23 protein-coding genes are annotated in these 22,775 nt (G+C 47.1%); 16 read left to right on the top strand and 7 right to left on the bottom strand.

All coding sequences use genetic code 11. The annotated features are described in order from the left end of the window. Positions 1-122 precede the first annotated feature (122 nt). Positions 123-1,340 (top strand): ADP-forming succinate--CoA ligase subunit beta, encoded by a 1,218-nt coding sequence (sucC, locus tag ACYVF1_RS12150; protein ID WP_461079003.1) that lies wholly within the window; start codon positions 123-125, stop codon positions 1,338-1,340. An 85-nt stretch (positions 1,341-1,425) separates the two neighbouring features. On the opposite strand, the gene ACYVF1_RS12155 is transcribed toward sucC, so the two are convergent. Then, positions 1,426-2,259 (bottom strand): M48 family metallopeptidase, encoded by an 834-nt coding sequence (locus ACYVF1_RS12155; RefSeq protein ID WP_461079005.1) that lies wholly within the window; start codon positions 2,257-2,259, stop codon positions 1,426-1,428. Between the two features lie 180 nt (positions 2,260-2,439). Between ACYVF1_RS12155 and ACYVF1_RS12160 the strand changes: the two genes are divergently transcribed. The 10 genes from ACYVF1_RS12160 to ACYVF1_RS12205 all read left to right on the top strand — a co-directional run bounded on the left by ACYVF1_RS12160 (position 2,440) and on the right by ACYVF1_RS12205 (position 10,821). Next, positions 2,440-3,051, top strand: coding sequence for a fumarylacetoacetate hydrolase family protein (locus ACYVF1_RS12160; protein WP_461079007.1), 612 nt, complete (start codon positions 2,440-2,442; stop codon positions 3,049-3,051). Between the two features lie 253 nt (positions 3,052-3,304). Continuing rightward, the gene (locus ACYVF1_RS12165) at positions 3,305-5,191 is read left to right on the top strand and encodes a M23 family metallopeptidase (RefSeq protein ID WP_461080742.1); all 1,887 of its coding nucleotides are present in this window, start codon (positions 3,305-3,307) and stop codon (positions 5,189-5,191) included. A 65-nt stretch (positions 5,192-5,256) separates the two neighbouring features. After that, a complete protein-coding gene (gene bcp / locus ACYVF1_RS12170; protein ID WP_461079009.1) occupies positions 5,257-5,706 on the top strand; it encodes a thioredoxin-dependent thiol peroxidase in 450 nt (149 codons plus the stop codon). Between the two features lie 61 nt (positions 5,707-5,767). Further along, positions 5,768-6,625 (top strand): transketolase, encoded by an 858-nt coding sequence (locus tag ACYVF1_RS12175; RefSeq protein WP_461079011.1) that lies wholly within the window; start codon positions 5,768-5,770, stop codon positions 6,623-6,625. A 38-nt stretch (positions 6,626-6,663) separates the two neighbouring features. Beyond that, the gene (locus tag ACYVF1_RS12180; protein WP_461079013.1) at positions 6,664-7,626 is read left to right on the top strand and encodes an AAA family ATPase; all 963 of its coding nucleotides are present in this window, start codon (positions 6,664-6,666) and stop codon (positions 7,624-7,626) included. Then, a complete protein-coding gene (locus ACYVF1_RS12185) occupies positions 7,620-8,189 on the top strand; it encodes a hypothetical protein (RefSeq protein WP_461079015.1) in 570 nt (189 codons plus the stop codon). Before ACYVF1_RS12180 ends, ACYVF1_RS12185 begins: the two co-directional genes overlap by 7 nt. A gap of 9 nt (positions 8,190-8,198) precedes the next feature. Next, the gene (locus ACYVF1_RS12190; protein ID WP_461079017.1) at positions 8,199-9,155 is read left to right on the top strand and encodes a transketolase family protein; all 957 of its coding nucleotides are present in this window, start codon (positions 8,199-8,201) and stop codon (positions 9,153-9,155) included. 102 nt (positions 9,156-9,257) lie between these two features. Next, positions 9,258-9,830, top strand: a complete 573-nt coding sequence (locus tag ACYVF1_RS12195; RefSeq protein WP_461079018.1) for an RNA polymerase sigma factor — start codon at positions 9,258-9,260, stop codon at positions 9,828-9,830. 65 nt (positions 9,831-9,895) lie between these two features. Continuing rightward, complete coding sequence (locus tag ACYVF1_RS12200; protein ID WP_461079020.1) at positions 9,896-10,360, top strand: hypothetical protein; 465 nt, start codon at positions 9,896-9,898, stop codon at positions 10,358-10,360. Positions 10,361-10,368: 8 nt separating this feature from the next. Then, on the top strand, positions 10,369-10,821 hold the full coding sequence (locus tag ACYVF1_RS12205) for a Spy/CpxP family protein refolding chaperone (protein WP_461079022.1): 453 nt from the start codon (positions 10,369-10,371) through the stop codon (positions 10,819-10,821). Positions 10,822-10,935: 114 nt separating this feature from the next. Here the strand turns inward: ACYVF1_RS12205 and ACYVF1_RS12210 are convergent, their stop codons facing one another. The 5 genes from ACYVF1_RS12210 to ACYVF1_RS12230 all read right to left on the bottom strand — a co-directional run bounded on the left by ACYVF1_RS12210 (position 10,936) and on the right by ACYVF1_RS12230 (position 14,869). Next, a complete protein-coding gene (locus ACYVF1_RS12210) occupies positions 10,936-11,961 on the bottom strand; it encodes a LiaI-LiaF-like domain-containing protein (RefSeq protein WP_461079024.1) in 1,026 nt (341 codons plus the stop codon). A 96-nt stretch (positions 11,962-12,057) separates the two neighbouring features. After that, the gene (locus tag ACYVF1_RS12215; protein WP_461079025.1) at positions 12,058-12,537 is read right to left on the bottom strand and encodes a PspC domain-containing protein; all 480 of its coding nucleotides are present in this window, start codon (positions 12,535-12,537) and stop codon (positions 12,058-12,060) included. A 236-nt stretch (positions 12,538-12,773) separates the two neighbouring features. Next, the gene (trpF, locus tag ACYVF1_RS12220; protein ID WP_461079027.1) at positions 12,774-13,394 is read right to left on the bottom strand and encodes a phosphoribosylanthranilate isomerase; all 621 of its coding nucleotides are present in this window, start codon (positions 13,392-13,394) and stop codon (positions 12,774-12,776) included. A gap of 196 nt (positions 13,395-13,590) precedes the next feature. Further along, a complete protein-coding gene (locus ACYVF1_RS12225) occupies positions 13,591-14,577 on the bottom strand; it encodes a c-type cytochrome (protein WP_461079029.1) in 987 nt (328 codons plus the stop codon). Between the two features lie 115 nt (positions 14,578-14,692). Further along, a complete protein-coding gene (locus tag ACYVF1_RS12230; protein ID WP_461079031.1) occupies positions 14,693-14,869 on the bottom strand; it encodes a hypothetical protein in 177 nt (58 codons plus the stop codon). Between the two features lie 85 nt (positions 14,870-14,954). Here ACYVF1_RS12230 and ACYVF1_RS12235 point away from each other — a divergent pair, with 85 nt between their 5' ends. The 3 genes from ACYVF1_RS12235 to ACYVF1_RS12245 are packed head-to-tail and all read left to right on the top strand — an operon-like array spanning position 14,955 to position 18,522. Continuing rightward, on the top strand, positions 14,955-15,302 hold the full coding sequence (locus ACYVF1_RS12235; protein WP_461079033.1) for a PadR family transcriptional regulator: 348 nt from the start codon (positions 14,955-14,957) through the stop codon (positions 15,300-15,302). Positions 15,303-15,324: 22 nt separating this feature from the next. After that, positions 15,325-18,006, top strand: a complete 2,682-nt coding sequence (locus ACYVF1_RS12240; protein WP_461079035.1) for a permease prefix domain 2-containing transporter — start codon at positions 15,325-15,327, stop codon at positions 18,004-18,006. A gap of 54 nt (positions 18,007-18,060) precedes the next feature. Continuing rightward, positions 18,061-18,522, top strand: a complete 462-nt coding sequence (locus ACYVF1_RS12245; RefSeq protein WP_461079036.1) for a YybH family protein — start codon at positions 18,061-18,063, stop codon at positions 18,520-18,522. Positions 18,523-18,590: 68 nt separating this feature from the next. Here the strand turns inward: ACYVF1_RS12245 and ACYVF1_RS12250 are convergent, their stop codons facing one another. Continuing rightward, positions 18,591-19,439: a sugar phosphate isomerase/epimerase family protein gene (locus ACYVF1_RS12250; protein ID WP_461079038.1), complete on the bottom strand. Its 849-nt coding sequence runs from the start codon at positions 19,437-19,439 to the stop codon at positions 18,591-18,593. Positions 19,440-19,738: 299 nt separating this feature from the next. On the opposite strand from ACYVF1_RS12250, the gene ACYVF1_RS12255 reads away from it, so the two are divergent. Then, positions 19,739-20,077, top strand: a complete 339-nt coding sequence (locus tag ACYVF1_RS12255) for a PadR family transcriptional regulator (RefSeq protein WP_461079040.1) — start codon at positions 19,739-19,741, stop codon at positions 20,075-20,077. Positions 20,078-20,124: 47 nt separating this feature from the next. Next, entirely contained in the window at positions 20,125-22,731 is a 2,607-nt protein-coding gene (locus ACYVF1_RS12260) for an ABC transporter permease (protein WP_461079042.1), read from the top strand. Positions 22,732-22,775 lie beyond the last annotated feature (44 nt).

Here is a 22,775-nt window from a genome sequence, read left to right on the forward strand (position 1 = left end):
GAAAAGAAGAGGAGAAATCGCTTTTAGGTGATAACGTTCATCATTCATCATTCATCATTCATCATTTCCTGTTAACTTGCCGCGCAAAAATACGATTTCCAAATCTCCTTGTTGCAGTTACCATGAATATACACGAGTATCAGGGTAAAGAAATTCTCAAAAAATACGGCGTTCGCATTCAGGAAGGCATTGTAGCCGAATCGCCAGAGAAAGCCGTCGAAGCCGCCAAGCAGATTATGGCCCAGAGCGGATCAAAATTTGTCGTTGTAAAATCGCAAATCCATGCGGGCGGACGTGGTAAAGGTAAAATCGTTGGCAGTGAACAACGGGGTGTTGCCCTTGCCAAATCGGTTGAAGATGTACGTGACATTGCCAAAAATCTGATTGGCAACGTACTGGTCACGCATCAGACCGGCCCTGAAGGAAAAAAAGTAAATAAAGTACTGGTTGCACAGGACGTATTTTACCCCGGTGCTTCTGAACCGAAAGAGATGTATCTCAGCATATTGCTCGACCGGAGCAAAGCCTGCAACGTAATCATGGCCAGCACCGAAGGTGGCATGGACATTGAAGAAGTGGCGGAGAAAACCCCTGAGAAAATCGTGAAAGAATGGATTGATCCGGCCGTTGGCCTGCAATCGTTTCAGGCACGTAAGGTAGCATTCGGACTAGGACTGGAAGGCGAAGCTTTCAAGGAAATGGTCAAATTCGTTACGTCGTTGTACAAGGCCTATGTTGATACCGACGCATCGATGTTCGAAATCAACCCTGTCCTGAAAACATCGGACAACAAAATTCTGGCTGTCGATGCTAAAGTGAATCTGGATGATAATGCGCTGTATCGTCACCCGGATCTGGCTAATCTACGCGATATCTCAGAAGAAGATCCCCTCGAAGTAGAAGCATCGGCAAATGATCTCAACTACGTTAAACTCGATGGAAACGTTGGTTGTATGGTAAATGGAGCCGGACTGGCAATGGCCACTATGGACATTATCAAACTGGCAGGTGGTGAACCCGCAAACTTCCTCGACGTAGGCGGTGGCGCTAATGCCAAAACGGTTGAGGCTGGTTTCCGTATTATTCTGAAAGACCCGAATGTAAAGGCTATCCTGATCAATATCTTCGGTGGTATCGTTCGTTGCGACCGCGTAGCAACTGGTGTTGTGGAAGCGTATAAAGCTATCGGTGATATTCCCGTGCCGATCATTGTTCGTCTTCAGGGCACGAACGCGGCTGAGGGTGCGAAAATTATTGATGAATCTGGCCTGAAAGTACAGTCGGCGGTTGAGCTGAAAGAAGCTGCCGAAAAAGTACGCCAGGTTGTTGAGTCGCTATAAGGAGTTTTCTTTCTAACTAATCCAGAACGTAACGAAAAAGCCGGAGTTTATGCTCCGGCTTTTTCGTTACGTTACACTCTACAATTTAGCGACGGGCGCTTGCGTAATATTTCTGCGCGTCAGGCAGTAATTTCTGCAAATCAGCAATCCGACGCTCATCGGAGGGGTGATCTGAAAAGAATTCAGAAGACGCTTTGCCACCACCTGCTTTCGCCATTCGCTGCCAGAACGTAATGGCTTCGGCTGGATTGTAACCTGCCATGGCCATGAAAATTAATCCCAGGTGATCAGCTTCGGATTCCTGCTTACGGCTATGTGGAAGCCCACGACCAAACTGATACGCCAATGGACCTACGACTCCGATCGCTTGCTGAAATATTGCCTGCGTTTGAGGGGTACGCGCCGACGTAGCAATACCGGTTGCCACCTGGCCAGCTGATAACAACCCATTGGCAACCAGGCCTTCACTCATGCGTTCATTACCGTGTTCTGCAATCGCGTGCGAAACCTCATGGCCTAATACAGTAGCCAGACCAGCCTCGTTTTGGGTATAAGGTAGAATACCGGAGTAAACAACAATTTTACCACCTGGCATACACCAGGCATTTACCTGACCACTCTGTACAAGATGGTACTCCCATTGAAAACCTTCGAGTCGTTTGTTATAGCCGTTGGTGTTCATATACGTTTCAACAGCCTGACGAATACGATTTCCGACACGGTTGACCATTTCAGCGTCAGAGTTACTGGTACTGACCACTTTGCTTGTATCCAAAAAGGCCTTGTACTGCGTAAAGCTCATGGCGAGCATATCGTTGTTTGGCACCAGAATGAGTTGCTTTCGCCCTGTTAACGGGACTTTCTCACAGGCTGTCACCGCGAAGGCGATTGACAGCATGACAATAATGGCTTTTTTCATTTTTTAGTGTTTTTATAGTGACTGGGTATTCTGACGTATAATGACCTCAAACCTACCCGATTTGTTCAAATTTTTCCCTGATCCATGCGGTCAGGGCGTCTTTAGTCCTTAGATTTGCAGCTCATCTACAGGTTTAAATTCTGTCTTTATATAGATGGACAGAATGTCCGCGTTACGTCTATGAAAATCATTTGTGTTGGTCGAAACTATGTTGAGCACATCAAGGAGTTAAATAATGAAACACCCGACGACCCGGTTATCTTCCTGAAACCTGAAACGGCCATACCACTAAAAAATGAGCCGTTTTTCTACCCCGAATTTTCAAAAGACGTTCATTTTGAGGTCGAAATCCTGGTTAAAATCAACCGGGTTGGTAAGAATATCGACGAAAAATTTGCGCATAAATACTACGACGAAATCGGCATTGGCATTGATTTCACAGCGCGTGATGTACAAAGTAAACTGAAAGCCAAAGGCTTGCCGTGGGAACTGGCAAAAGGATTCAACGGCTCGGCGCCTATCTCGCAGTTCGTACCCAAAACCGATTTCCCAGATTTGCAGAATCTGAATTTTCAGCTTGATCTGAATGGCGATACGCGCCAGCGCGGAAATACGAGTCTGATGTTGTACAAAATCGACTACCTGATTTCGTTTGTATCTCGGTATTTTATGCTTCAGCAGGGCGACATCCTCTTCACCGGAACGCCCCACGGCGTTGGCCCCGTTCAAGTTGGAGACAAACTCACGGCCTCCATTGAAGGGCGGAAAATGTTGGAGGTTGACGTAAAATAATTATTGCTTGTCAGGTAACCGACGCTACGTCCTTATCTGAAAAATTAGTTTGCTTTTGAGACGATTTATCATTCTCTGCTTTCTTGGGATTTCAGTTGCCAGTGGCCTGACATTTGGTCAGAAAGGAGTCGTGCTTCCGGCACAGCCAGCCCAGCCATCGGCCCCGACGGCTTCCGTGTTGGCAGGTATTATTCAACCCGGTTATTTTCTGTTTCCCATTCAACCCGGTGCTATCAACTCGCTGTCGGGGGGCATGGGCGATTTACGTCCGAATCACTTTCATGCAGGTATCGATATTCGTACGGGTGGGCGCGAAGGACTGGATGTTCACGCGGCTGCCGATGGATACGTATCACGAATTGCAGTATTTACGGGTGGATACGGTAACGTAATATTTATCAAACACCCCAACGGACTAACAACTGTTTACGGTCACCTTCGCAACCTGAACGATACGTTAGGAACGTACCTACGCACAAATCAGTATCAAAAGAAAACGTTTGAAATTGACCTTCGTCCGGAACCCGGCCAGTTTCCGGTGAAAAAAGGTGATGTGATTGCTGCATCAGGCAACACAGGCGGCTCGGGTGGACCACACCTGCACTTTGAAATCCGCGATGGGAAAGACAATTTGATTAATCCCTTGCTATACGGGTTTACAGAAATTAAAGACGACGTACCGCCTTATTTCGAACGGGTCGCCCTGAAAACCATGACCGCTACGTCACGTATCAACGGTGAATATCAGCGTATCAGCTACGTTCCGGTTCGGCGTGCCGACGGTACGTTCACGATTACACAACCCATTACTGCCTCCGGATTGATCGGGATGGAGGTTTTGGCGTACGACAAAACAAGTGGCTCGCCGTATCGCAATGGCATTAGTTGTCTGGAAATTAAACTGGATGGCAAAGAGGTGTTTGCCTACAACATGAACAGCTTCCCCAATGAGCTGACTCGGTTCATGAACATCCACGAAAATTATGAAGTAGAGCAAATGAGTGGTCAGCGGTATCACCGGGGATACATCGCCGATGGTAACGTATTGAATCTATATAAGTTACCTAGCAACGCGTCGTATCGCGGTCGATTGCCCCTACTCGATGGGCAACCGCACGAAATCACGCTGACACTTTTCGACGCTTACGATCAGGCTACCCGACTCATTTTTACCGTCCAGCCTGAAGCTCCTTCAGTTTTGCCAATTTCACCCGATTCGGCAGCAGTTCAGGCAGATGAGAACGTAGCAGACGTACCGACAAAAGAGCCTTCAGTAACCATCACAACGGATGAAAATGTACTGAAACTAGCTGTCAAAAATGTGTCGTTAACGAATCCACCAAAAGCCAAACTCATTACCGGACGTAACGTAGCAGAGCAATCTGTCAGCTATGTACGTAACAATCAAGCCATTTATCTTATAGATTTGCGCTACGTATTACCCGACTCCGTTCAGTTTGGCCGGGGTGTGGTTCGTACGAATCTGAAAAAGCGGATTGTTCCCGGACGTAAAGAGACGGTTGTCGATGGCAATAATCGACTGGAATTCGGCGAACGAACGCTTTTTGACACACTTCATCTGGCCATGCGCCCTTTGCCAACGGGTGGTTTGGAAATTAACCAGCCAACCATTCCGCTCAACGATTATCTGACGGTGCAGTATACGCCAACCTATCCAATTGCGATTGACACCGCCCGAACCAAAGCGTACTGGGTGAGTGGTGGCCGCGAGAGCTATCTGGGAGGCACCTGGAACAAAGGACGTATTGAATTTAAAACCCGTTCGCTAGGGCGTTTTCAGTTGATGACCGATGCTAATCCGCCAACGGTTCAGATTCTGAGTGCAACGCCAACTGGTTTTTCGGCCCGTGTTCGGGATGATTTGTCAGGAATTGCCGAGTTTCGGGCGCTGGTCAATGGCGAGTGGGTATTGATGCAGTATGATTATAAACGAGCGTTAATTTGGTCAGATAAACTGGTTCCTGGCGAGTTGTTCGAGCCGGGAGCTGAAGTGCTGGTTCAGGTGAAAGATCGTTCGGGCAATATTGGCTCCGATACTACTGTCATTCAAGAGCCCCGGCGAGTAGTTACCCGTAAGGCAAAAACCAAAGTATCCAAGCGTAAGCGAAGTAGACGATAAATTGTTCCTATTTCAATCGGGCCGCCGGAGCGGTTGAAATACGAAACCATTAACCTGAAACAAATATGAGTTTACAAATTGGCGATCCCGCCCCCGATTTTACGAGCATTGATCAGAATGGTCAGCCTGTTAAATTATCCGATTATCGGGGCAAAAAAGTAGTCCTATATTTTTACCCCAAAGACGATACGCCGGGTTGCACTGCTCAGGCCTGTAGCCTACGCGACAATTACGAGAAACTACAATCGTCTGGCTATGAAGTTTTGGGCGTTAGCGTAGATGATGAAAAGTCGCACCAGAAGTTTAGTAAGAAATTTGATCTACCCTTCAAACTTGTGGCCGATACTGACCATCATATTGTAGAAGATTACGACGTATGGAAAGAAAAGTCGATGTATGGCCGAAACTTTATGGGCATCGTTCGCACTACGTTTGTGATTGACGAAAACGGCATCATTACCGAAATCATTCGTAAAATTGACACCCAAAACCACGCAGACCAGATTTTAACGTAACGCGGACTGAACGTTCGCCTTCATTCACTCATTATTTGCGGACAAGCAGTCCGCGTTACATATGGAAATCGAAACACTCGAACACATTGCTACCGCCGTACGGCGCGATATTGTCCGCATGGTTGCGGCTGTTAATTCTGGCCACCCCGGCGGTTCGCTCGGCTGCACCGACTTCATGGTTGCACTTTATTTCGACATCCTCCGCTTAAAGCGCGATGCCGATGGCAAGCCAATATTTGACATGAACGGTCGCGATGAAGATCTTTTCTTCCTCTCAAACGGCCACATTTCGCCGGTTTTCTATTCGGCACTGGCGCGCGCAGGCTATTTCCCGGTTTCTGAACTTGCTACGTTCCGCAAACTGGATAGCCGGTTGCAGGGGCACCCAACCACGGCTGAACACCTGCCTGGTATACGTATCGCATCGGGTTCGTTAGGTCAAGGTTTGTCGGTAGCATCTGGGGCAGCGTATGCTAAAAAGCTCAACGGCGACGATAAGCACGTATACGTACTAATGGGTGATGGCGAACAGCAGGAGGGCCAGGTATGGGAAGCGGCTCAATTTGCCCCCAACAAAAAACTCGGTAACCTAACCGCCATCATCGACCTCAACCACGCCCAGATCGACGGGTCTACTGACAATGTCAACGACAACCGTGATCTAGCGGCAAAATATCGCGCTTTCGGCTGGCACGTCGACGAAATGGACGGCAATGACATGGCTGACGTAATAAAAACACTACGTAAGTCTCAGGAGAATCCAGACGTACCGACCATGATTCTGATGCGTACCCAAATGGGTTTTGGCGTCGATTACATGATGGTAGGCCACAAATGGCACGGCATTGCCCCCAACGCCGAACAACTTACGCAGGCGCTTAATCAACTGCCATTGACGGTGGGTTACTCGGATTATTAATAGGCTCAAACAACCAGAGGTTGTTTCGGCCTTTACGTATGCAAATCAAACGCCTAGTCATCGAAAATTTCAAGTCCATTGAACGGATTGAGCTCATTGAGCCAAATCCGTTCACGGTCTTTGTCGGCCCCAACGGGTCGGGCAAATCGAATATTTTCGAGGCTTTGGAGTTTGTGAACGTAGCATATAAATATAAAGAAGCAACAAGTTTGTTTGGTGGATTAGAAAACTTACAGAGAAAACAGAATAAATCGTCAGTTTTTAATTTTGACGCTGATTTAGGACAACTCCGAATTTCTTCTAATAGCTTTTCTGGTATTGCTTCTTATGAAGCGGCAACATATATAGAAAGCTCTCAGACGCTATCTTATGAAGGAGACACTTACCAACAATTTTTGGATAGATTTTTACGCCTTTTTATAGGTAATCATAAAATCCTTAAGTTAGGTAGGAATGATGATCAACGTTTATCTCTTTCAGCAGAAAATCTCGAAAAAGTACTAAAACGTATTCTTACAAATAGTACGCTAAAGTCTGAAATCTTCGAATGGCTTGATTTATTTGTTCCCGGCTTTAAGTCTGTTGAAGTTGATGATCGTGATGAGCTTCACTGGTTTGAAAATTCATCTTCTGACTACTTCACTAAAGAACTCATCTCAGATGGTACCTATAATATTCTTGCTCTATTAACGGCTGTTTACCAAAGTGATGATAAACCCCAGTTTCTCTGCATTGAAGAACCTGAAAACGGCCTTCATCCGCAGGTTGCAGGTGAACTAGTTGATTTCTTTCGAATTATGTGTGAAGAACGGGGTCACTACATTTGGCTGAACACGCATTCCTTATCAATGGCTTCACGAGTTAGACCAGAAGAATTCGTTGTTGTAGACAAGAAAAACGGAGCTACTACAACTCGACAATTTACCGATGACGACTTTCGCGGAATAAGGACTGATGAAGCCTGGCTTACGAACATGCTAAATGGAGGTCTGGCATGGTAAACGTCGGTTTTATTTGTGAAGGAGACACAGAGGTAAAGATTGCTAAATCAGATGCCTTTCAACAAATGCTGAGCAACCTTAATTTGCAATGCGTATTTCCAATTGAAGATGCAGACGGTAATGGTAATCTATTACCTCATAATATTCATCCAAAGCGGCAAACGCTTGAAATTGCGGGCGCCGATTTAATCTTTATCTTAACAGATCTTGATGAAGACGTAACAATTCGTAACACCCGACAGCGAATAGGTGAATTTCCTAACCAACACATTATCGTAGCAGTACAGGAAGCCGAAGCTTGGTTTCTAGCAGATTCTGTTACACTCAGCACTCTGCTTGGTAAGTCTGTCTACTTTGAATTTCCAGAGCGCGAAACAGAGCCATTCGAAATAATTCGCCAATTATTTATCGAAGAAACCGGACGTGGCGTTGGCACAAAACCTATCCTTGCCCGTCGGATGCTAAAATATGGCTTTACCATCGAAAATGCAGCCCAACACCCAAATTGCCCTAGTGCTAATTATTTTTTGACCAAATTGCAAACCCTCGCTTCGGCGAACTGAAAATAGACCATGAAAAAATACGAATACACAGATAAGAAAGATACGCGTTCAGGATTTGGCGCGGGCATTGCCGAACTCGGAAAAACCCACCCCAACGTAGTGGCACTGACCGCCGATCTGGCTGGTTCTTTGAAACTGGAAACGTTTATCAAAGAGAATCCAGACCGATTCATTCAGTGTGGTATTGCCGAAGCCAATATGATTGGCGTATCAGCGGGCCTTACCATCGGTGGTAAGATTCCGTTTGCTACTACGTTCGCCAACTTTGCTACGGGCCGCGTGTATGACCAGATTCGGCAGTCGGTGGCGTATTCGAATAAGAACGTGAAAATCTGCGCTTCACACGCAGGTGTTACGTTGGGCGAAGATGGCGCTACGCACCAGATTCTGGAAGATTTGGGCATGATGAAAATGCTGCCCAACATGACCGTCATTAACCCCTGCGATTATAACCAAACCAAAGCTGCTACTATCGCCATTGCCGACCACGAAGGGCCGGTGTATCTGCGTTTCGGGCGCCCGGTAATTCCGGTATTTACCCCCGCCGATCAGAAGTTTGAGATTGGTAAAGCGTGGACTGTGAACGAGGGTAAAGACGTATCGATTTTCTGCACGGGGCACCTGGTTTGGGAAGCGATCAAAGCGGGTGAGATGCTAGCTGAAGAAGGAATCGAAGCCGATATTATCAACATTCACACCATTAAACCGTTAGATGAAGAGGCTATTTTGGCCTCGGTAAAGAAAACGGGTTGCGCGGTATCGGCCGAAGAACACATGCTGAATGGTGGCTTAGGCGACAGCGTAGCACAGGTTTTAGCTCGCAACTACCCTGCTCCACTTGAATATGTAGGTGTGCAGGATACATTCGGTGAAAGCGGTACGCCCGACCAACTGATGAAAAAATATGGCCTTACCGCCGACAAAATTGTTGAGCAGGTAAAGAAAGTAATGGCAAGAAAATCGTAGAGAAAGAGCAAGCACTTTCTCATAACCGAGCGGTTCTGTTGCCGAACGGTTTATTGCTGACGCTTAGGAGACAGGGCATGCCCTGTCTCTACACATAAAAAAATGACTGACGAAGAACTTCTCGCTAAATACCGCGACCCGTCGAGCCGGAATTATGCCTTCAACCTGATGGTACGGAAGTATCAGCAGAAGATTTATTGGCATATTCGGAAGATGGTTATCGATCACGATGACGCCGACGATCTGGTGCAGGAAACCTTCATAAAAGTCTGGAATAGTCTGGAACAGTTTCGGGGTGATAGTCAGTTATATACATGGATATATCGTATTGCTACGAACGAGTGCCTTAATTTCCTCAATAAAAAACGGCGACGCTTTTTTCTGCCCATCGGCGACGTAGAAGGTGAGTTGATGGAAAAGCTCGAAAGCAGTTCTGAATTCACTACGTCGGGCAATGAGCCTAGTGGCGAGGAAGTGCAGATGAAACTCCAAAAAGCGTTGTTAAAATTACCGGACAAACAACGTTTGGTGTTCAATATGAAGTATTTCGATGATATGAAATATGAAGAAATTGCCGAAATTACCGGTACGTCGGTTGGGGCACTGAAAGCGTCGTATCATTTGGCGGTAAAAAAAATCGAAGATTATATAACAAATACGGATACAACGAATTAAACCTCAGCGTGTCGGGACTGTCAAACTCTCAAACGAGAACAGAATTGTGTAATTGATACACCACCATGAACAAGTATAATAACATTCGGCTTGATGAACTCCCACCGGAGCACCCGATGCGGCAAAATCCGTTTGTTGCGCCAGATGGCTACTTCGACGACTTACCTTCGCGGGTACAGGCCCGAATCGCTCATAAGGCGAAACCAGCCTTTCGGATCAGCTGGTCGTGGCAGCGTTCGGTGGCGTCGCTAGCGGGCGCCAGTCTGATTGCTATACTGGTCTGGCAAACCTTGCCACAACGACAGGAGTCGATTGGAAACGAAGCGCTGGCGGGTGTTAGCGACGATGTGATTGCCGCCTATCTGGATGAACAAGGTATCAATGCTGATGAACTGGCCGACAGCCAGCAACTGCATTCGTCGTTAGGAAGCGATACAACGGCAATTCAATTTTTGAACGTAGCACCGACCGAAATTCAGCAGTTGATCAATGAGCAGAAACTGATTGATAAGTCAAATCGCGACTCTTGATTTTAAGAATGGTTAATTTCACCACAATGAGATACGCATGGATTGGTTGTCTGGTTGGTCTGTTGTTTTTAACGACCGCCGTTAAGGCACAGAACGACGTCAACGGACGCCAGAAAATTGAAGCTGCCAAAATTGGCATGATTACGAATCGGCTGAATCTTACCACCGATCAGGCTCCGCAATTTTGGGCGATTTATAACGAATACAACGGCAAAAAGCAGGAGCTGAACCGACGTGTTCGGCAACTGAATAACGCCCCATCGCGCAATTCGCTGACCGATGATCAGTTGGTTAATGGCCTACGGGAAGTAAACTCAACCAAACAAAAACTTGCCGATCTCGACGAGGAATACATGAGTCGATTCCTGAAAGTCATCAGCCCGGCTCAGTTGGCGGAGCTGTATAAGACGGAGCAGATGTTTAATAAAATGCTGCTTAATCGATTGAACCAGAATAATTAAGAACCGGGATTTAACAGATTTAGGGATTTTCAGGATTTTGCTTTCGCTTCTTCGAAGCGCTTTGGTCAAAACAAAATCCTGAAAATCCCTAAATCTGTTAAATCCCGGTTCTGACTAATAGCGCACTACTTTAAAGTGCGAGATGCCGCCATCGAAACGTATCGTTATTTTTTTGGAAGCAGCATCATAATCGGGGCTTACGTACTCTCCTCCACCTACGCTCGTAAAATCATCGAGTTGCTCGATGTTCAAAGCGCCATCTTTTTTGATACGGCAACCGACCGACTTCGGAACACGTACCGTTACGGAAGCCGCACCTACATCTAGTTTAACATCAGACTGATCGGCTTTATCACCTAATTTGAGGTCCAGTTCGGCGGCTCCGGCGGCAAGCTTCAGGTTTTTCACAACATAAGCGCTCAAATCCAGATCACCTGTGCCAGCGCCTAATGCTACGTCCATACTCCACACAGGCGTAGCGTTCAGATGGACATCCATCCGATTTTCGAATTTACCGTCTTTCCAGTCAATATTCTGACTGTCTTCTGTTGGCTTTAACTCAATAGTCGGGATATGAGTCGTCTCGTCGCGGTCAACCGACATTGAATAGATACCCGCTGTCTGTTTGGTATCAGCTTTAATCAGTTCGCTGCTTGGATCGCTGATGACAAAACGACCGGCACCACCGGCCAGCTTCAGCACCGCTTCACGCGTATCGGCTTCCATTGCTTCTGAGAACGTATTGGAATGCGATTCCAGGTTTCCTAACGAGCGACGTTCGCGCTCCGACCGGTAATCGTCTTCATTGTCATCATCATCGCCATTATCATGATCATCGTCATCATCATCGTCGTCGTCATGATGCCAGCGCCAATTGTATTCGTCACGATCCCGATGGTGCGAGAAAAACCCGAATAACGTAGTGGGCACAGCCACGGCTAACATAACCGTTGTGATAAAAGCGGCTTGACTATGACGCCGTTCCAAAATTATATGGGCACCCGCCAGAATCAGCAAAAGTGGCCATAAGTTCACTAAACTGTGCCAATCGACATCCAGCCATCCTGCCCGGCGGGCCAGAAGCAGTACGCCAAGTGTCAGCAGAAAAATTCCCCAGAATAATCCGTTTCGTCGTTGCATGACAGTAAGAAAGAATTTTGTGTATAAAGTAAGATGTATGGTGTACGAGTATAACTCAGAATGTATACACCATACATTCTACTTGAAACATCTGGTTTACAGAGTTCCGTTTGGATCGTTTGGATTGCTGCCGTAATTGGTGGTGTTATCGTAAGGCGGTTTAATCCGGTCTTTGAAGATTAACCACAACCCAATCGCAATCAGGAAGAACGGCCACAGATCACCGAAATCAATATCCAGATAACGGTCTAAAAGAAAAATGACGCCAAGAATAATCAGGACAGCCCCGCCGACGATACTGCGGTCGGAGGCAGGTTTGTTGGGATTGTAGGGATTCATGGAAAAATAAGGATTAGAAAAAGCCGTTGATTGAACTACTGCGCCGTCCGAACGTCGTTCGGGAAGCGCAATCCACAGGATAATGTAAATAATAATTGCCGGAAAATGCGGCAAAAAAATACCGATTACAAACAGTACGCGTACCAAAGCACGGTCAATGCCAAAATATTCGGCCAGACCAGCGCATACACCCCCTAACTGGGCCTGGTCGGCAATACGTTCTAATCGCTTGTTCATGATTTCTAGTTGTTTAAATCGATGTAAACCTAGCAGATAGAGAAGCTCGAAGAAAACAGAATTGGAAGAATGGACGCGGCTATGGATAGATGTATGTTTTCAATGATAGTAGGTAATACATAGTAGCACAAAGCAGAGAAGTTTGTTTAGCGAGTAAATGGTATGGGTCCTTTAAGCGTCGTACCTGGTTTCCATAACTCCTCCCCTATTTTCTGCCCTTACCCATATATCTCAGGCTAATCTACCTCTATAGCCTCCAGAACATCCATTAGTTCGCCGAACTCCTTGTTACCGGGCCGTTCTTCGTCGCCCCCGCTTAGGGCAATACCACGTACGGGTAAATCTGTCAAGAGTTCATGTACATTCTCGACAGATACGCCGGTTCCTAGGAGGATCGGATAGCGAGCAGCTAACCGTTGGATGATTTCTTTGAAATCGGCATCATAATGAAGTGATGTATTACTTTCGAGCAAGATATAATCGGCCCCGGTAGTGCTGGTCCGAAACAACGTATCGAGTTGATCGAGCGTCATTAATGATACATCAACGCGAAGGATAAGTGGACGGCCAAACGTAGTGAGGTAGGGTAATAGAGCCGCTTCATCTATTTGTAATACGTCGGGTTGATACGTAGTAAGTAGTTGCTCAATCTGTTCAGGGTCGATGGATGTTGTTTCGCCAACGATCTGAACGCCAGCCACCCACGATTTTATTTCTTCAAACTTTTTCGGGTCAACGTAATCTGATACATCGGCATCCATCGAAAAACCGAGCATATCAACGCCCATGCCTGCACAGTAGCGTGCATCGCTGAGGTTTGTTACGTTAGAAATTTTAACGAGCGTTTTCAGAGCCATAATTGAAGTGAGCCGAAACAATACTACGTTCTCAGCATAGGCACAAAGGTAGAAATGCTATCCGTAATATTTTATTTCCGCGCTGAGACTTGCCCTGTGCCATAAATGAGCACGTAGTATTTCATAAAAAAACCCTGATGAGATAGCAGCAACCACTATCTCATCAAGGTTTTTCAGCTTTCTAATATGTGCTACGTTAACGCTGTGCTACGTTAGCCGTGAACTTGTCAACTTTATTGGGAATTGGTTTCAGTGACATCAGATACGTGTATATAGCCCCTAAGTCCTCCTTTTTCATGCCGCCGTACATTGTCCAGGGCATGATCGTCTGGAAGTCATTTGGCCCAACTTTGTTTGGCTTGTACGTACTATCGGCATAGGTACTGAAACGAGTAATAAAAGCCTCTTTTGTCCAGCCGCCGATACCGGTTTCTTTGTCAGGCGTGATGTTTGCCGTATATAATGTACCGCTCGGCAACTTAAAATCACGACCACCAGCAAACGATTTTTCTTTGATAATCTGCCCTTTATCCACCTGCGTATGGCATTCTACGCAACCAGCGATCATGACCAGATATTTACCTGTAGCCAGCTCATCTTTCGGATCAGGCATTGGCTGCGGTTCCGCTTTTTGCGGAATGGTATTCAGGATGAAATTAAACGGGAAATCGGCTTTAGATTCCGCCGGTTTGTTTTCGATAGGTTTGATACTACGTAGATACGCAACGATACTTTTAGCGTCTTCATCGTTCATTTTACCGTAATACGGATAAGGCATTACCGGGAAAAAAGCATGCCCGTCGCGGCTGACGCCCGTAGTGATAGCCCGATAAATTTCACCGTCACTCCAGCTGCCAATACCGGCGGGTGTAATGTTTTTCGACGTAAAAGAACCAGGAAAACCCATCCCCTGATTGAACATTTCTCCTCCTTTCCCTAATGTTCCAGGTACTAATGGTGCTGAAAATAAGCTGTAGTCGCGTGTACTGTGGCAGTCCATGCAGACTGTTACGTGATTTGCCAGATATTCACCTCGTGCGATACGTTCTGGGGTTCGTTCTATCGTAAGAGTTGGTGCATCGCCCACATTAGGTAACGCCAGTTTAACATAAGCCAGCACACCAAGTACAACCAGCACAATGACGCCAACTACAATACTGATAATTTTGCCTACTTTTTTCATGTTTGGTTTAATAAAGAGGAGTAGAGATAATTTGATCGTTAAATTATTGATAGTCAGAAAACAATAAAAATGAAACAGTGAAATTAATTATTAGGCGGTCATCTTATTTGACCAGCTATTTTTGAGCAGTCTGCACAATAGCTTCAGCTACGTAGCCAGCAACTAATTTACTGGCTGGATAATTGACAAATTCATCAGCCAGCTTCCGAACGTTACTGCTGTTAAAGCAATCGTCACTACGTTCATCATCGGACAAATTCTGTACGAAATCGGACAATTGGTTTCCTATCATATACGCCCAATCAGGCTAAAAACGCATTTTTTACAGATTGGCAGAGCATTTGTTCTACAGAAGTTGAATATATACAAGCTACGTAATGAAACGAACGTATCTGGGCGAGTTTGAAGAGGTAGTCCTGCTGACGGTTGCCGTCCTGAACGAAAGGGCGTACGGCGTCGCCATTACCGATGAACTGGATCGGCAAACGGGCCGCTCGGTGAGCATCAGTGCCGTTCATGCCGCCTTAAGCCGACTTCAGGAAAAAGGCATGCTATCCTCGCACATGGGCGATGCAACCGCCGAGCGGGGTGGTCGGCGTAAACGGTTGTTTACAGTTACGGCACTTGGTAGCCGCACACTTCACGACATCCGTTCCATGCGCGACCAATTGTGGAATTCAATTGAACCCAATGCTTTACCAACCATCGGTCTGGCTGGTTCATAACCCTCCCTCTGCCCCGAATCTTATGCCACATACTCCCCGAAACGTCGGACCGCCCCGCCTGGCTGATCAACTGCTCGAATGGTTTTGTGCTCCTCATCTGCTGGAGGAGGTGCAGGGCGATTTGTATGAACGCTACGTTCGGGATGAGCAACGTAGCGGTACGTCAAACGCCAACCGTCGATACTGGTTCAACGTGCTACGTTTCATGCGCCCATTTGCCATCAAACGACGACCATCTGACTATTTACAACCGATTTTACTCCATCCGATTATGCTACGTAATTATTTTAAAACCAGCCTCCGCAATCTGGCAAAGAACAAAATCAGTACGTTGATTAACCTGCTTGGACTTACGCTGGGCGTTACGGCCTGCCTGGTTATCTACCTGATTACCAATTATGAACTTAGCTACGATACGTTCCATCCTGAGAGTGAGCGTATTTACCGGCTGGTTGGTGAAGCGCAATACGGCAATCCAGGCGATAAACATCCTGTTGGCTTTGTACCTAACGCGGTTCCGGCAGCGATTCGGAAAGAAATTGCGGGACTAGAAACAGTGGTGGCTTTCCATAATATTAGTTCCGACGTATTGATTCCGGATGGAAATGAGAAGCCAAAGCGATTCGAAAATTCTCATAGTGAGATCGTTGTCGCAGAGCCGCACTACTTCGATATTTTCAAGTACCAATGGCTGGCTGGTAACCCGCAAACGGCACTCAATGAGCCATTTAACGTAGTACTCTCGGAGCAGAAAGCCCGTACCTATTTTGGCGATCTACCGATTGAGAAAATGATCGGTAAAGAAGTTATTTATCAAGATTCGGTTCACACGAACGTAGCGGGGATTGTGAAAGGCTGGAGCCAACCCTCCGATTTCATATTTACCGATTTCATTTCGTTTGCCACGATTCGGGCGAGTCAGTTAAAGAAAGGCATAAATCTTGATCAATGGGATGATATCTGGTCGGCTTCGCAGGCATTTGTCAAATTACCGAAAGGCGCTACCCCTGCTCAATTCACCACTCATTTCCAGCGCTTTGGCAAAATCCATTATGCAAAAGAGTTTAAATATACGCCCGCCTTACAGCCTTTATCTGACCTCCATTTCAATGAAGATTATAGAGACAATTACTCCCGAAAAGCCCATTTGCCAACCTTATATGGGCTGATGGCGGTGGCTGGGTTTATCCTGCTGATTGCGGCCATCAATTTCATCAATCTGTCGACGGCTCAGTCGGTGCAGCGGGCCAAGGAAACCGGTATTCGGAAGGTGATGGGCGGCAGTCGCGCCAGTCTGGTTGTCCAGTTCCTGAGCGAAACGACGTTCCTGACACTGATTGCGGTTCTGGTCGCTTTAGTACTCGTCAAACCGATTTTAGCTGGCTTCCAGTCACTGATACCCAAAGGGTTAACGTTCGATTTATTCAGTGTGCAAACGGTCGTATTTCTGCTCGGCGTTACAGTCATTACGTCCCTGTTATCCGGATTTTACCCATCCTGGGTTCTATCATCGTACGTACCGGCGTTGACGCTCAAAGGTCAGACGGCTTTGACGAATGGGCAAAAAGGGCATTTTCGTAAAGCATTGATTATTTTCCAGTTTACGATTTCGCTCGTGTTTATTATCGGTACGTTGATGGTTGGTCGCCAGCTTAGTTTTATACGAAATAAAGATCTTGGCTTTTCGACGGATGCGATACTGGAAGTTCGTCCCCCTTGGGGCGACCGAGAGAAAGGATCTGTGCTTTTGCAAAAAATCAGGCAGTTATCGAACGTTGATCGTGTTACGCTCGAATGGTTTCCGCCCATGGGTCCTGCTTATATGGTCACGAAGTTGAAATACCAGCCACCTAAAAAACAGGCCATCGAAGCGGACGTATCGGCAAAAGTTGGGGATGAAAATTTTATTCCGCTCTATCAGTTACGTCTTCTGGCCGGGCGCAACTACGTCAAAGCGGATTCTCTTCGGGAACTGGTCATTAATGCTACGTATGCCAAATTGCTTGGTTTCCGCAAACCAGCCGACGCGCTGAATCAACTGATCGAGTGGCAGGGCAAAAAAATTCCGATCGTGGGTGTAGTCGCTGATTTCCATGAACAGTCTTTTCACGAAAAAATTAATGCTACGTTCATTGGCTACATGCCCGGACAGGCACGGAATATTGGGATAAAACTGCGGACAAAGGGTAAAGACATGGCCGATGTAAAAGTAACGCTAGCCAGCCTGGAGCAGCAATGGCAGAGTGTTTATCCAGATAACAAGTTCGACTATAAATTTCTCGACGATTCCATTGCCAGTCTATACGAAAAAGAGCAGAAAACCGGTCAGCTCGTCAATACGTCCACGCTCATTGCTATTCTGATTTCGTGTATGGGACTGTTCGGGCTGGCAATGTTCACGGCTGAGCAACGTACCAAGGAAATCGGCGTTCGGAAAGTATTAGGCGCATCCGTTGGCAGTATCATTACGTTGCTGTCGAAAGATTTTCTTAAGTTAGTGGTCATTGCTCTCGTCCTTGCTTCACCCATTGCGTGGTGGGCCATGAATCAGTGGCTGAAAGATTTTGCTTACAAAGTCGACATTGAATGGTGGATATTTGTGCTGGCGGGCATACTGTCTATCGGCATTGCGTTACTGACAGTTAGTTTTCAAAGTATCAAAGCCGCGCTGGTCAATCCGGTGAAATCGTTACGTGCCGAATAATTACGTAGCGACAAGGCATGCCTTGTCGCATACCAATCCAAAGCAAAAAGATTCATGCGTCAGTTGCGTCTTCTGATTTTCATCTGCCTGTTTGGTTCAGCGAATCCATTGGTGGCTCAACAATCTGTCCCCAGCTTCCCACCAACCGATTCATTGCGGTCGATAACGCTTCCACCCCAAATTGACCGGGTGCTCCGTGATTACGAACGCGAATGGGGCGCTGGTAATGCCGAAAAGCTAGCCAGTTTATTTACGCCAGATGGGTTTGTTCTGCAACCTCGCCGACCGGCTATTCGCGGTCAGGCAAACCTAAAAAATGCATATAGTAATTCGGGAGGGCAACCGCTTTTTCTGCGTGCACTTTCATTTGCACAAGGTGGAGATGTCGGTTATATCATTGGCGCGTACCGGGCAAAAGCAGAAGGACCCGATATCGGAAAATTTATTCTCGCCCTTCGCAAAGGTACTGACGGTCGCTGGCTGATTGCCGCCGATATGGACAATGGTGTGAGGTAGTACGGAACATGGGGGTAAGGGCATAAAATTAACTATCTTATGCCCTTACCCCCATGCCCTCTGCCACTTTACTGCCCGCTCCCGTAGATTTTGCGGAAGTTTTTCACGCTTTCGGCAATTTCGGGACCGTTGTTTTCCCAATGGTATTCATATTCAGCCGAAATTGGGCCTTTGAATTTCTGCCTTTTCATCTCGGCAATAACTTCAGATACTTTACAATCACCGGTTCCCCATACTACGTCGTGGTATTTCCCGTCGGGCGTGTCTTTCTTTACGTCCTTAAAGTGCATTCCCAGTACGTGTCCGTTTAGTTTTTTCAGGCATTCGACCGGGTCAAGTCCCGAACGTACCCAGTGCCCGATGTCGGCGCAGGAACCAACGTATTTACTGCCGCCAATGGCCGCCAGCACCGTATCAGGATGCCAATAGCGCGATGGTTTGGGGTGATTATGCAGCGCTACGTTGATTTTGTATTCATCGGCTAGTTTCCGAACCAGCGGCATTTGTTGTGGAGTCGGCTCGGAGTTGATATTCTGAATGCCCATATCTTTGGCAAATTCAAACAGCGTTTTCCATTCATCGTCGGTTTTGGGATTCACTACGCCATACGCCACAATGGTTAGCCCCCGCTCTTTAATTAACTCTTTGACAGCCTGACGTACCCCCGCGTCCATCGTAAAGTCCATCTTGGCTTGCCCGCCACCACCAATGGCCTGCCCCGGAAAAGCTTCGACATATTTCAAGCCACAGCTATCAATTTTCCGGATCGCTTCGGCAAAGTGGAATAAACGGAACGAATAAGCTTGTGCACCCAGTTTCCAGCCTGCTTTATCTTCGGGACTTTTCTGCGCCAGGATGCCGCTAAACGTGGCGAAAAATAAAGCTCCGCAGAGCAGGATTTTGGTCAGATGTTTCATTATCAGAACAGATTTTATTTCTGACTAAAAGTGTAGACCGAATGGCGTTTACCTATCCTGCCACAAACGGCATTTACGTAGTAGTCAACGTAACAAAACAGGTGTCGGCCTTTCCTCACCGCGTCAATTACAGGCAGACTGAGCCCGTTCAGGCTTGTCCCATACCGTACGTTCTTTGTCCGAAACCGGACAAAGGAATACAACCTACTGTCTCTACAAAAGCCATTTCCAGCCAATCAGGTGGCATTTTACATTCTGGCAGATCATTTGATCAGCAAAACTAGAACTTATAAACGACCATGAAACGAACGTATCTGGGCGAGTTTGAAGAAATTGTTCTACTAACCGTTGCCGTACTGGAAGGTCAGGCATATGGCGTAGCGATTACTCACGAAATTAATGAGCAGACGGGTCGTTCGGTGCGGCTCAATCAGATCCACGCAGCCCTGGATCGACTCGAGGATAAAGGTATGGTGAAGTCGGAAATGGGTGAACCCACCGCCGAACGAGGTGGTCGTCGCAAGCGACTGTTTACGGTAACTGCGTATGGCCGTAGAACGTTACAGGAAATTCAGGAAGTACGGGTCAGTTTCTGGGATCGGTTGTTAAGCCCCCTTAAACCGGCGACAAGTCTATAACCTGGGGCATCAAGTAACTCCGGCACCAACCCAACCCCTAATGCTCTATGCGCAACACACCACCCCGCCTAGCCGACCGACTACTACGTCTGTTCTGCGCTTCTGATCGATTGGAAGAGGTGCAGGGGGACTTGCATGAGGAGTTTGCGTATCAGCTACGTCGGGTGGGGGAACGGCGAGCGCGATGGCGCTACTGGTGGGACGTAGTAGGGTTTCTCAAACCAACATTTTCACGAAAACGACAACCTGAAACGTATTCGACAACTTTTCTAGTAAATCCGATTATGATCCGTAATTACCTTAGAACAGCCTGGCGAAATTTGGTTAAAAACCAGTTCTACTCGGTCATCAACATCACGGGGCTGACCGCTGGTCTGGCTGTGGGCATGCTCATTCTACTCTGGGTGCAGGATGAACTGAGTTTCGACCGTTTCCATCAACAATCGGCCAACATTTACCGACTTGAAAACTGGGCCGGCACGGGTAGCAGTCGCCAAATCTGGACGTCGACCGTAGCGCCAATTGCCGAAATGGGCAAAAAGGAGCTGCCGGAGATTAAACAGGCCGTTCGCTTATCGTACAACTACATGTACACCTTGTTTAAATACAAGGGCAAAACGGTTAATGAAGAAAATACAACTTTCGCCGATCCGACGCTGTTCTCGATGTTCGACTTCCCGTTGATTCAGGGAAATCCAGCGAATCCATTTCCGGATAATCACTCAATTGTACTGACGGAAAGTACGGCGAAACGGTATTTCGGAAACGACAATCCAATTGGCAAAGTCCTGACAAATGCGCATAATAACGCGTTTAAAGTCAGTGGAGTAATCCGGGATTTTCCGAAAAATTCGAGCATCCGTCGCGATATGATACTGCCAATTTCGCTGCTGTTCGACAGTATTTATCGCGCACGTACGGATGATCGTAATCAGATGAATGACTTTTCGCAGTTCAACTACGATACGTATTATCTGCTGCAACCGGGAGCCTCCAACGATAAACTGACCGATAAACTACGTACCATTCACCTACGCAACAAACCCGACGATACCGACCTGACGTATCTGCTGCAACCGCTTTCGGCTATGCACCTGTATCGGGCCGATGGCAGCAATGGCGGTATCGAAACGGTACGTATGTTTTCAATTATTGCGCTGCTGATTCTGGTGATTGCCTGTATCAACTACGTTAACCTTTCTACGGCCCGTTCCCTGCTACGTTCCAAAGAAGTAAGTATGCGTAAAATTGTGGGAGCCGCTAAGAGTCAGTTATTTATGCAGTTCCTGATCGAAACGGCGCTGCTGTTTGCGCTGGCAACGGTACTGGCATTCGGGTTGATGTATGTGCTACTACCCGCTTATAACCAGCTATCGGGCAAAGAACTGGTGCTGGATTTGTCAGACTATCGACTCTGGCGGCTTATTGGGTTAACGATTGTTGGTACACTGGCGGCATCGAGCATCTATCCCGCGTTGCTACTCTCGTCTTTTGAACCGCTGAAAGCGCTGAAAGGTAAAGTGTCGCCCCGTTTGAGCGAAGCTACGTTCCGAAGAGTGCTGGTCGTAACGCAGTTTGCCGTATCGGTAATCCTGATTGCCAGTACGTTAATTATCAGCACTCAATTAAAATACATCCAGTCGAAAGAGCTCGGCTATGACAAAACGCACGTGTTTGGCTTTTTCATGCGGGATGACATGAGCCGGCATTACGATGCGGTGAAAGCCGATTTACTGAATCAACCCGGTGTAGCGGCCGTTACGCGGGCCAGCAGTAACATTGTTCAGCTTGGCGCGCAAACTGGCGATAACGAATGGGTTGGCAAGGAAAAAGGCGAAACCATGTTTATTCGGCCCGTTGCCATCGACAAGGATTTCATTCCATTTTTCAAAATGCAGCTGTTGCAGGGCGCCAATTTCAGTGGTGCACCGGCTGATTCGCTGCACTTTATACTGAACGAAACCGCCATTAAACGCGCCAGACTTGACAACCCAATCGGCAAATCGTTCCGATTGTGGAAGGACAAAGGCACGATTGTCGGCGTGGTGAAAGACTTTCATTTTGAATCCATGCGACAAAAAATAGAACCAGCAATTTTCTATTATAGACCTAGCCAGATGCAGGCATTGTATGTCAAAACAACGGGTCAGAATGCACAAGAAGCGATTGCCGCAACGCAACGTGCCTACAGGCAATACAATCCAGATTTCCCGTTCGACTACGCGTTTCTGGACGATTCATTCAACCGGCTGTATAAGTCGGAACAGCAAACGGGATTACTATTCAATGTGTTTGCGGGAATAGCCATTCTCATTTCCAGCCTGGGTTTGTTTGGGCTCGCTACGTACACGGCGCAGGTACGGACTCGCGAGATTGGCGTCCGTAAAGTATTGGGAGCCAGCGTGTCGAGCATCATTCAGATGCTGGCGACGGATTTCATCAAACTGGTACTCATCGCTATTCTGATTGCTACGCCCATTGCCTGGTATGCCATGAGCCAGTGGTTGCAGGATTTCGCCTACAAGATTGACGTTCAATGGTGGGTCTTTGTGCTGGCAGGCTTCCTAGCGCTTGCCATCGCCCTGCTGACCGTCAGTTTCCAGAGCATCAGAGCCGCGCTGATGAACCCGGTAAAATCGTTGCGTTCTGAATAATCCCGTAGAGATAAGGAATACTTTGTCTCTGCAATGAACAACTA

The sequence above is a fragment of the Spirosoma flavus genome, assembly GCF_054778555.1.

Coding starts and splice junctions, on each gene's coding strand:
- sucC (WP_461079003.1), top strand. CDS start 123: ATGAATATACACGAGTATCAGGGTAAAGAAATTCTCAAAAAATACGGC.
- ACYVF1_RS12155 (WP_461079005.1), bottom strand. CDS start 2,259: ATGAAAAAAGCCATTATTGTCATGCTGTCAATCGCCTTCGCGGTGACA.
- ACYVF1_RS12160 (WP_461079007.1), top strand. CDS start 2,440: ATGAAAATCATTTGTGTTGGTCGAAACTATGTTGAGCACATCAAGGAG.
- ACYVF1_RS12165 (WP_461080742.1), top strand. CDS start 3,305: ATGGGCGATTTACGTCCGAATCACTTTCATGCAGGTATCGATATTCGT.
- bcp (WP_461079009.1), top strand. CDS start 5,257: ATGAGTTTACAAATTGGCGATCCCGCCCCCGATTTTACGAGCATTGAT.
- ACYVF1_RS12175 (WP_461079011.1), top strand. CDS start 5,768: ATGGAAATCGAAACACTCGAACACATTGCTACCGCCGTACGGCGCGAT.
- ACYVF1_RS12180 (WP_461079013.1), top strand. CDS start 6,664: ATGCAAATCAAACGCCTAGTCATCGAAAATTTCAAGTCCATTGAACGG.
- ACYVF1_RS12185 (WP_461079015.1), top strand. CDS start 7,620: ATGGTAAACGTCGGTTTTATTTGTGAAGGAGACACAGAGGTAAAGATT.
- ACYVF1_RS12190 (WP_461079017.1), top strand. CDS start 8,199: ATGAAAAAATACGAATACACAGATAAGAAAGATACGCGTTCAGGATTT.
- ACYVF1_RS12195 (WP_461079018.1), top strand. CDS start 9,258: ATGACTGACGAAGAACTTCTCGCTAAATACCGCGACCCGTCGAGCCGG.
- ACYVF1_RS12200 (WP_461079020.1), top strand. CDS start 9,896: ATGAACAAGTATAATAACATTCGGCTTGATGAACTCCCACCGGAGCAC.
- ACYVF1_RS12205 (WP_461079022.1), top strand. CDS start 10,369: ATGGTTAATTTCACCACAATGAGATACGCATGGATTGGTTGTCTGGTT.
- ACYVF1_RS12210 (WP_461079024.1), bottom strand. CDS start 11,961: ATGCAACGACGAAACGGATTATTCTGGGGAATTTTTCTGCTGACACTT.
- ACYVF1_RS12215 (WP_461079025.1), bottom strand. CDS start 12,537: ATGAACAAGCGATTAGAACGTATTGCCGACCAGGCCCAGTTAGGGGGT.
- trpF (WP_461079027.1), bottom strand. CDS start 13,394: ATGGCTCTGAAAACGCTCGTTAAAATTTCTAACGTAACAAACCTCAGC.
- ACYVF1_RS12225 (WP_461079029.1), bottom strand. CDS start 14,577: ATGAAAAAAGTAGGCAAAATTATCAGTATTGTAGTTGGCGTCATTGTG.
- ACYVF1_RS12230 (WP_461079031.1), bottom strand. CDS start 14,869: ATGATAGGAAACCAATTGTCCGATTTCGTACAGAATTTGTCCGATGAT.
- ACYVF1_RS12235 (WP_461079033.1), top strand. CDS start 14,955: ATGAAACGAACGTATCTGGGCGAGTTTGAAGAGGTAGTCCTGCTGACG.
- ACYVF1_RS12240 (WP_461079035.1), top strand. CDS start 15,325: ATGCCACATACTCCCCGAAACGTCGGACCGCCCCGCCTGGCTGATCAA.
- ACYVF1_RS12245 (WP_461079036.1), top strand. CDS start 18,061: ATGCGTCAGTTGCGTCTTCTGATTTTCATCTGCCTGTTTGGTTCAGCG.
- ACYVF1_RS12250 (WP_461079038.1), bottom strand. CDS start 19,439: ATGAAACATCTGACCAAAATCCTGCTCTGCGGAGCTTTATTTTTCGCC.
- ACYVF1_RS12255 (WP_461079040.1), top strand. CDS start 19,739: ATGAAACGAACGTATCTGGGCGAGTTTGAAGAAATTGTTCTACTAACC.
- ACYVF1_RS12260 (WP_461079042.1), top strand. CDS start 20,125: ATGCGCAACACACCACCCCGCCTAGCCGACCGACTACTACGTCTGTTC.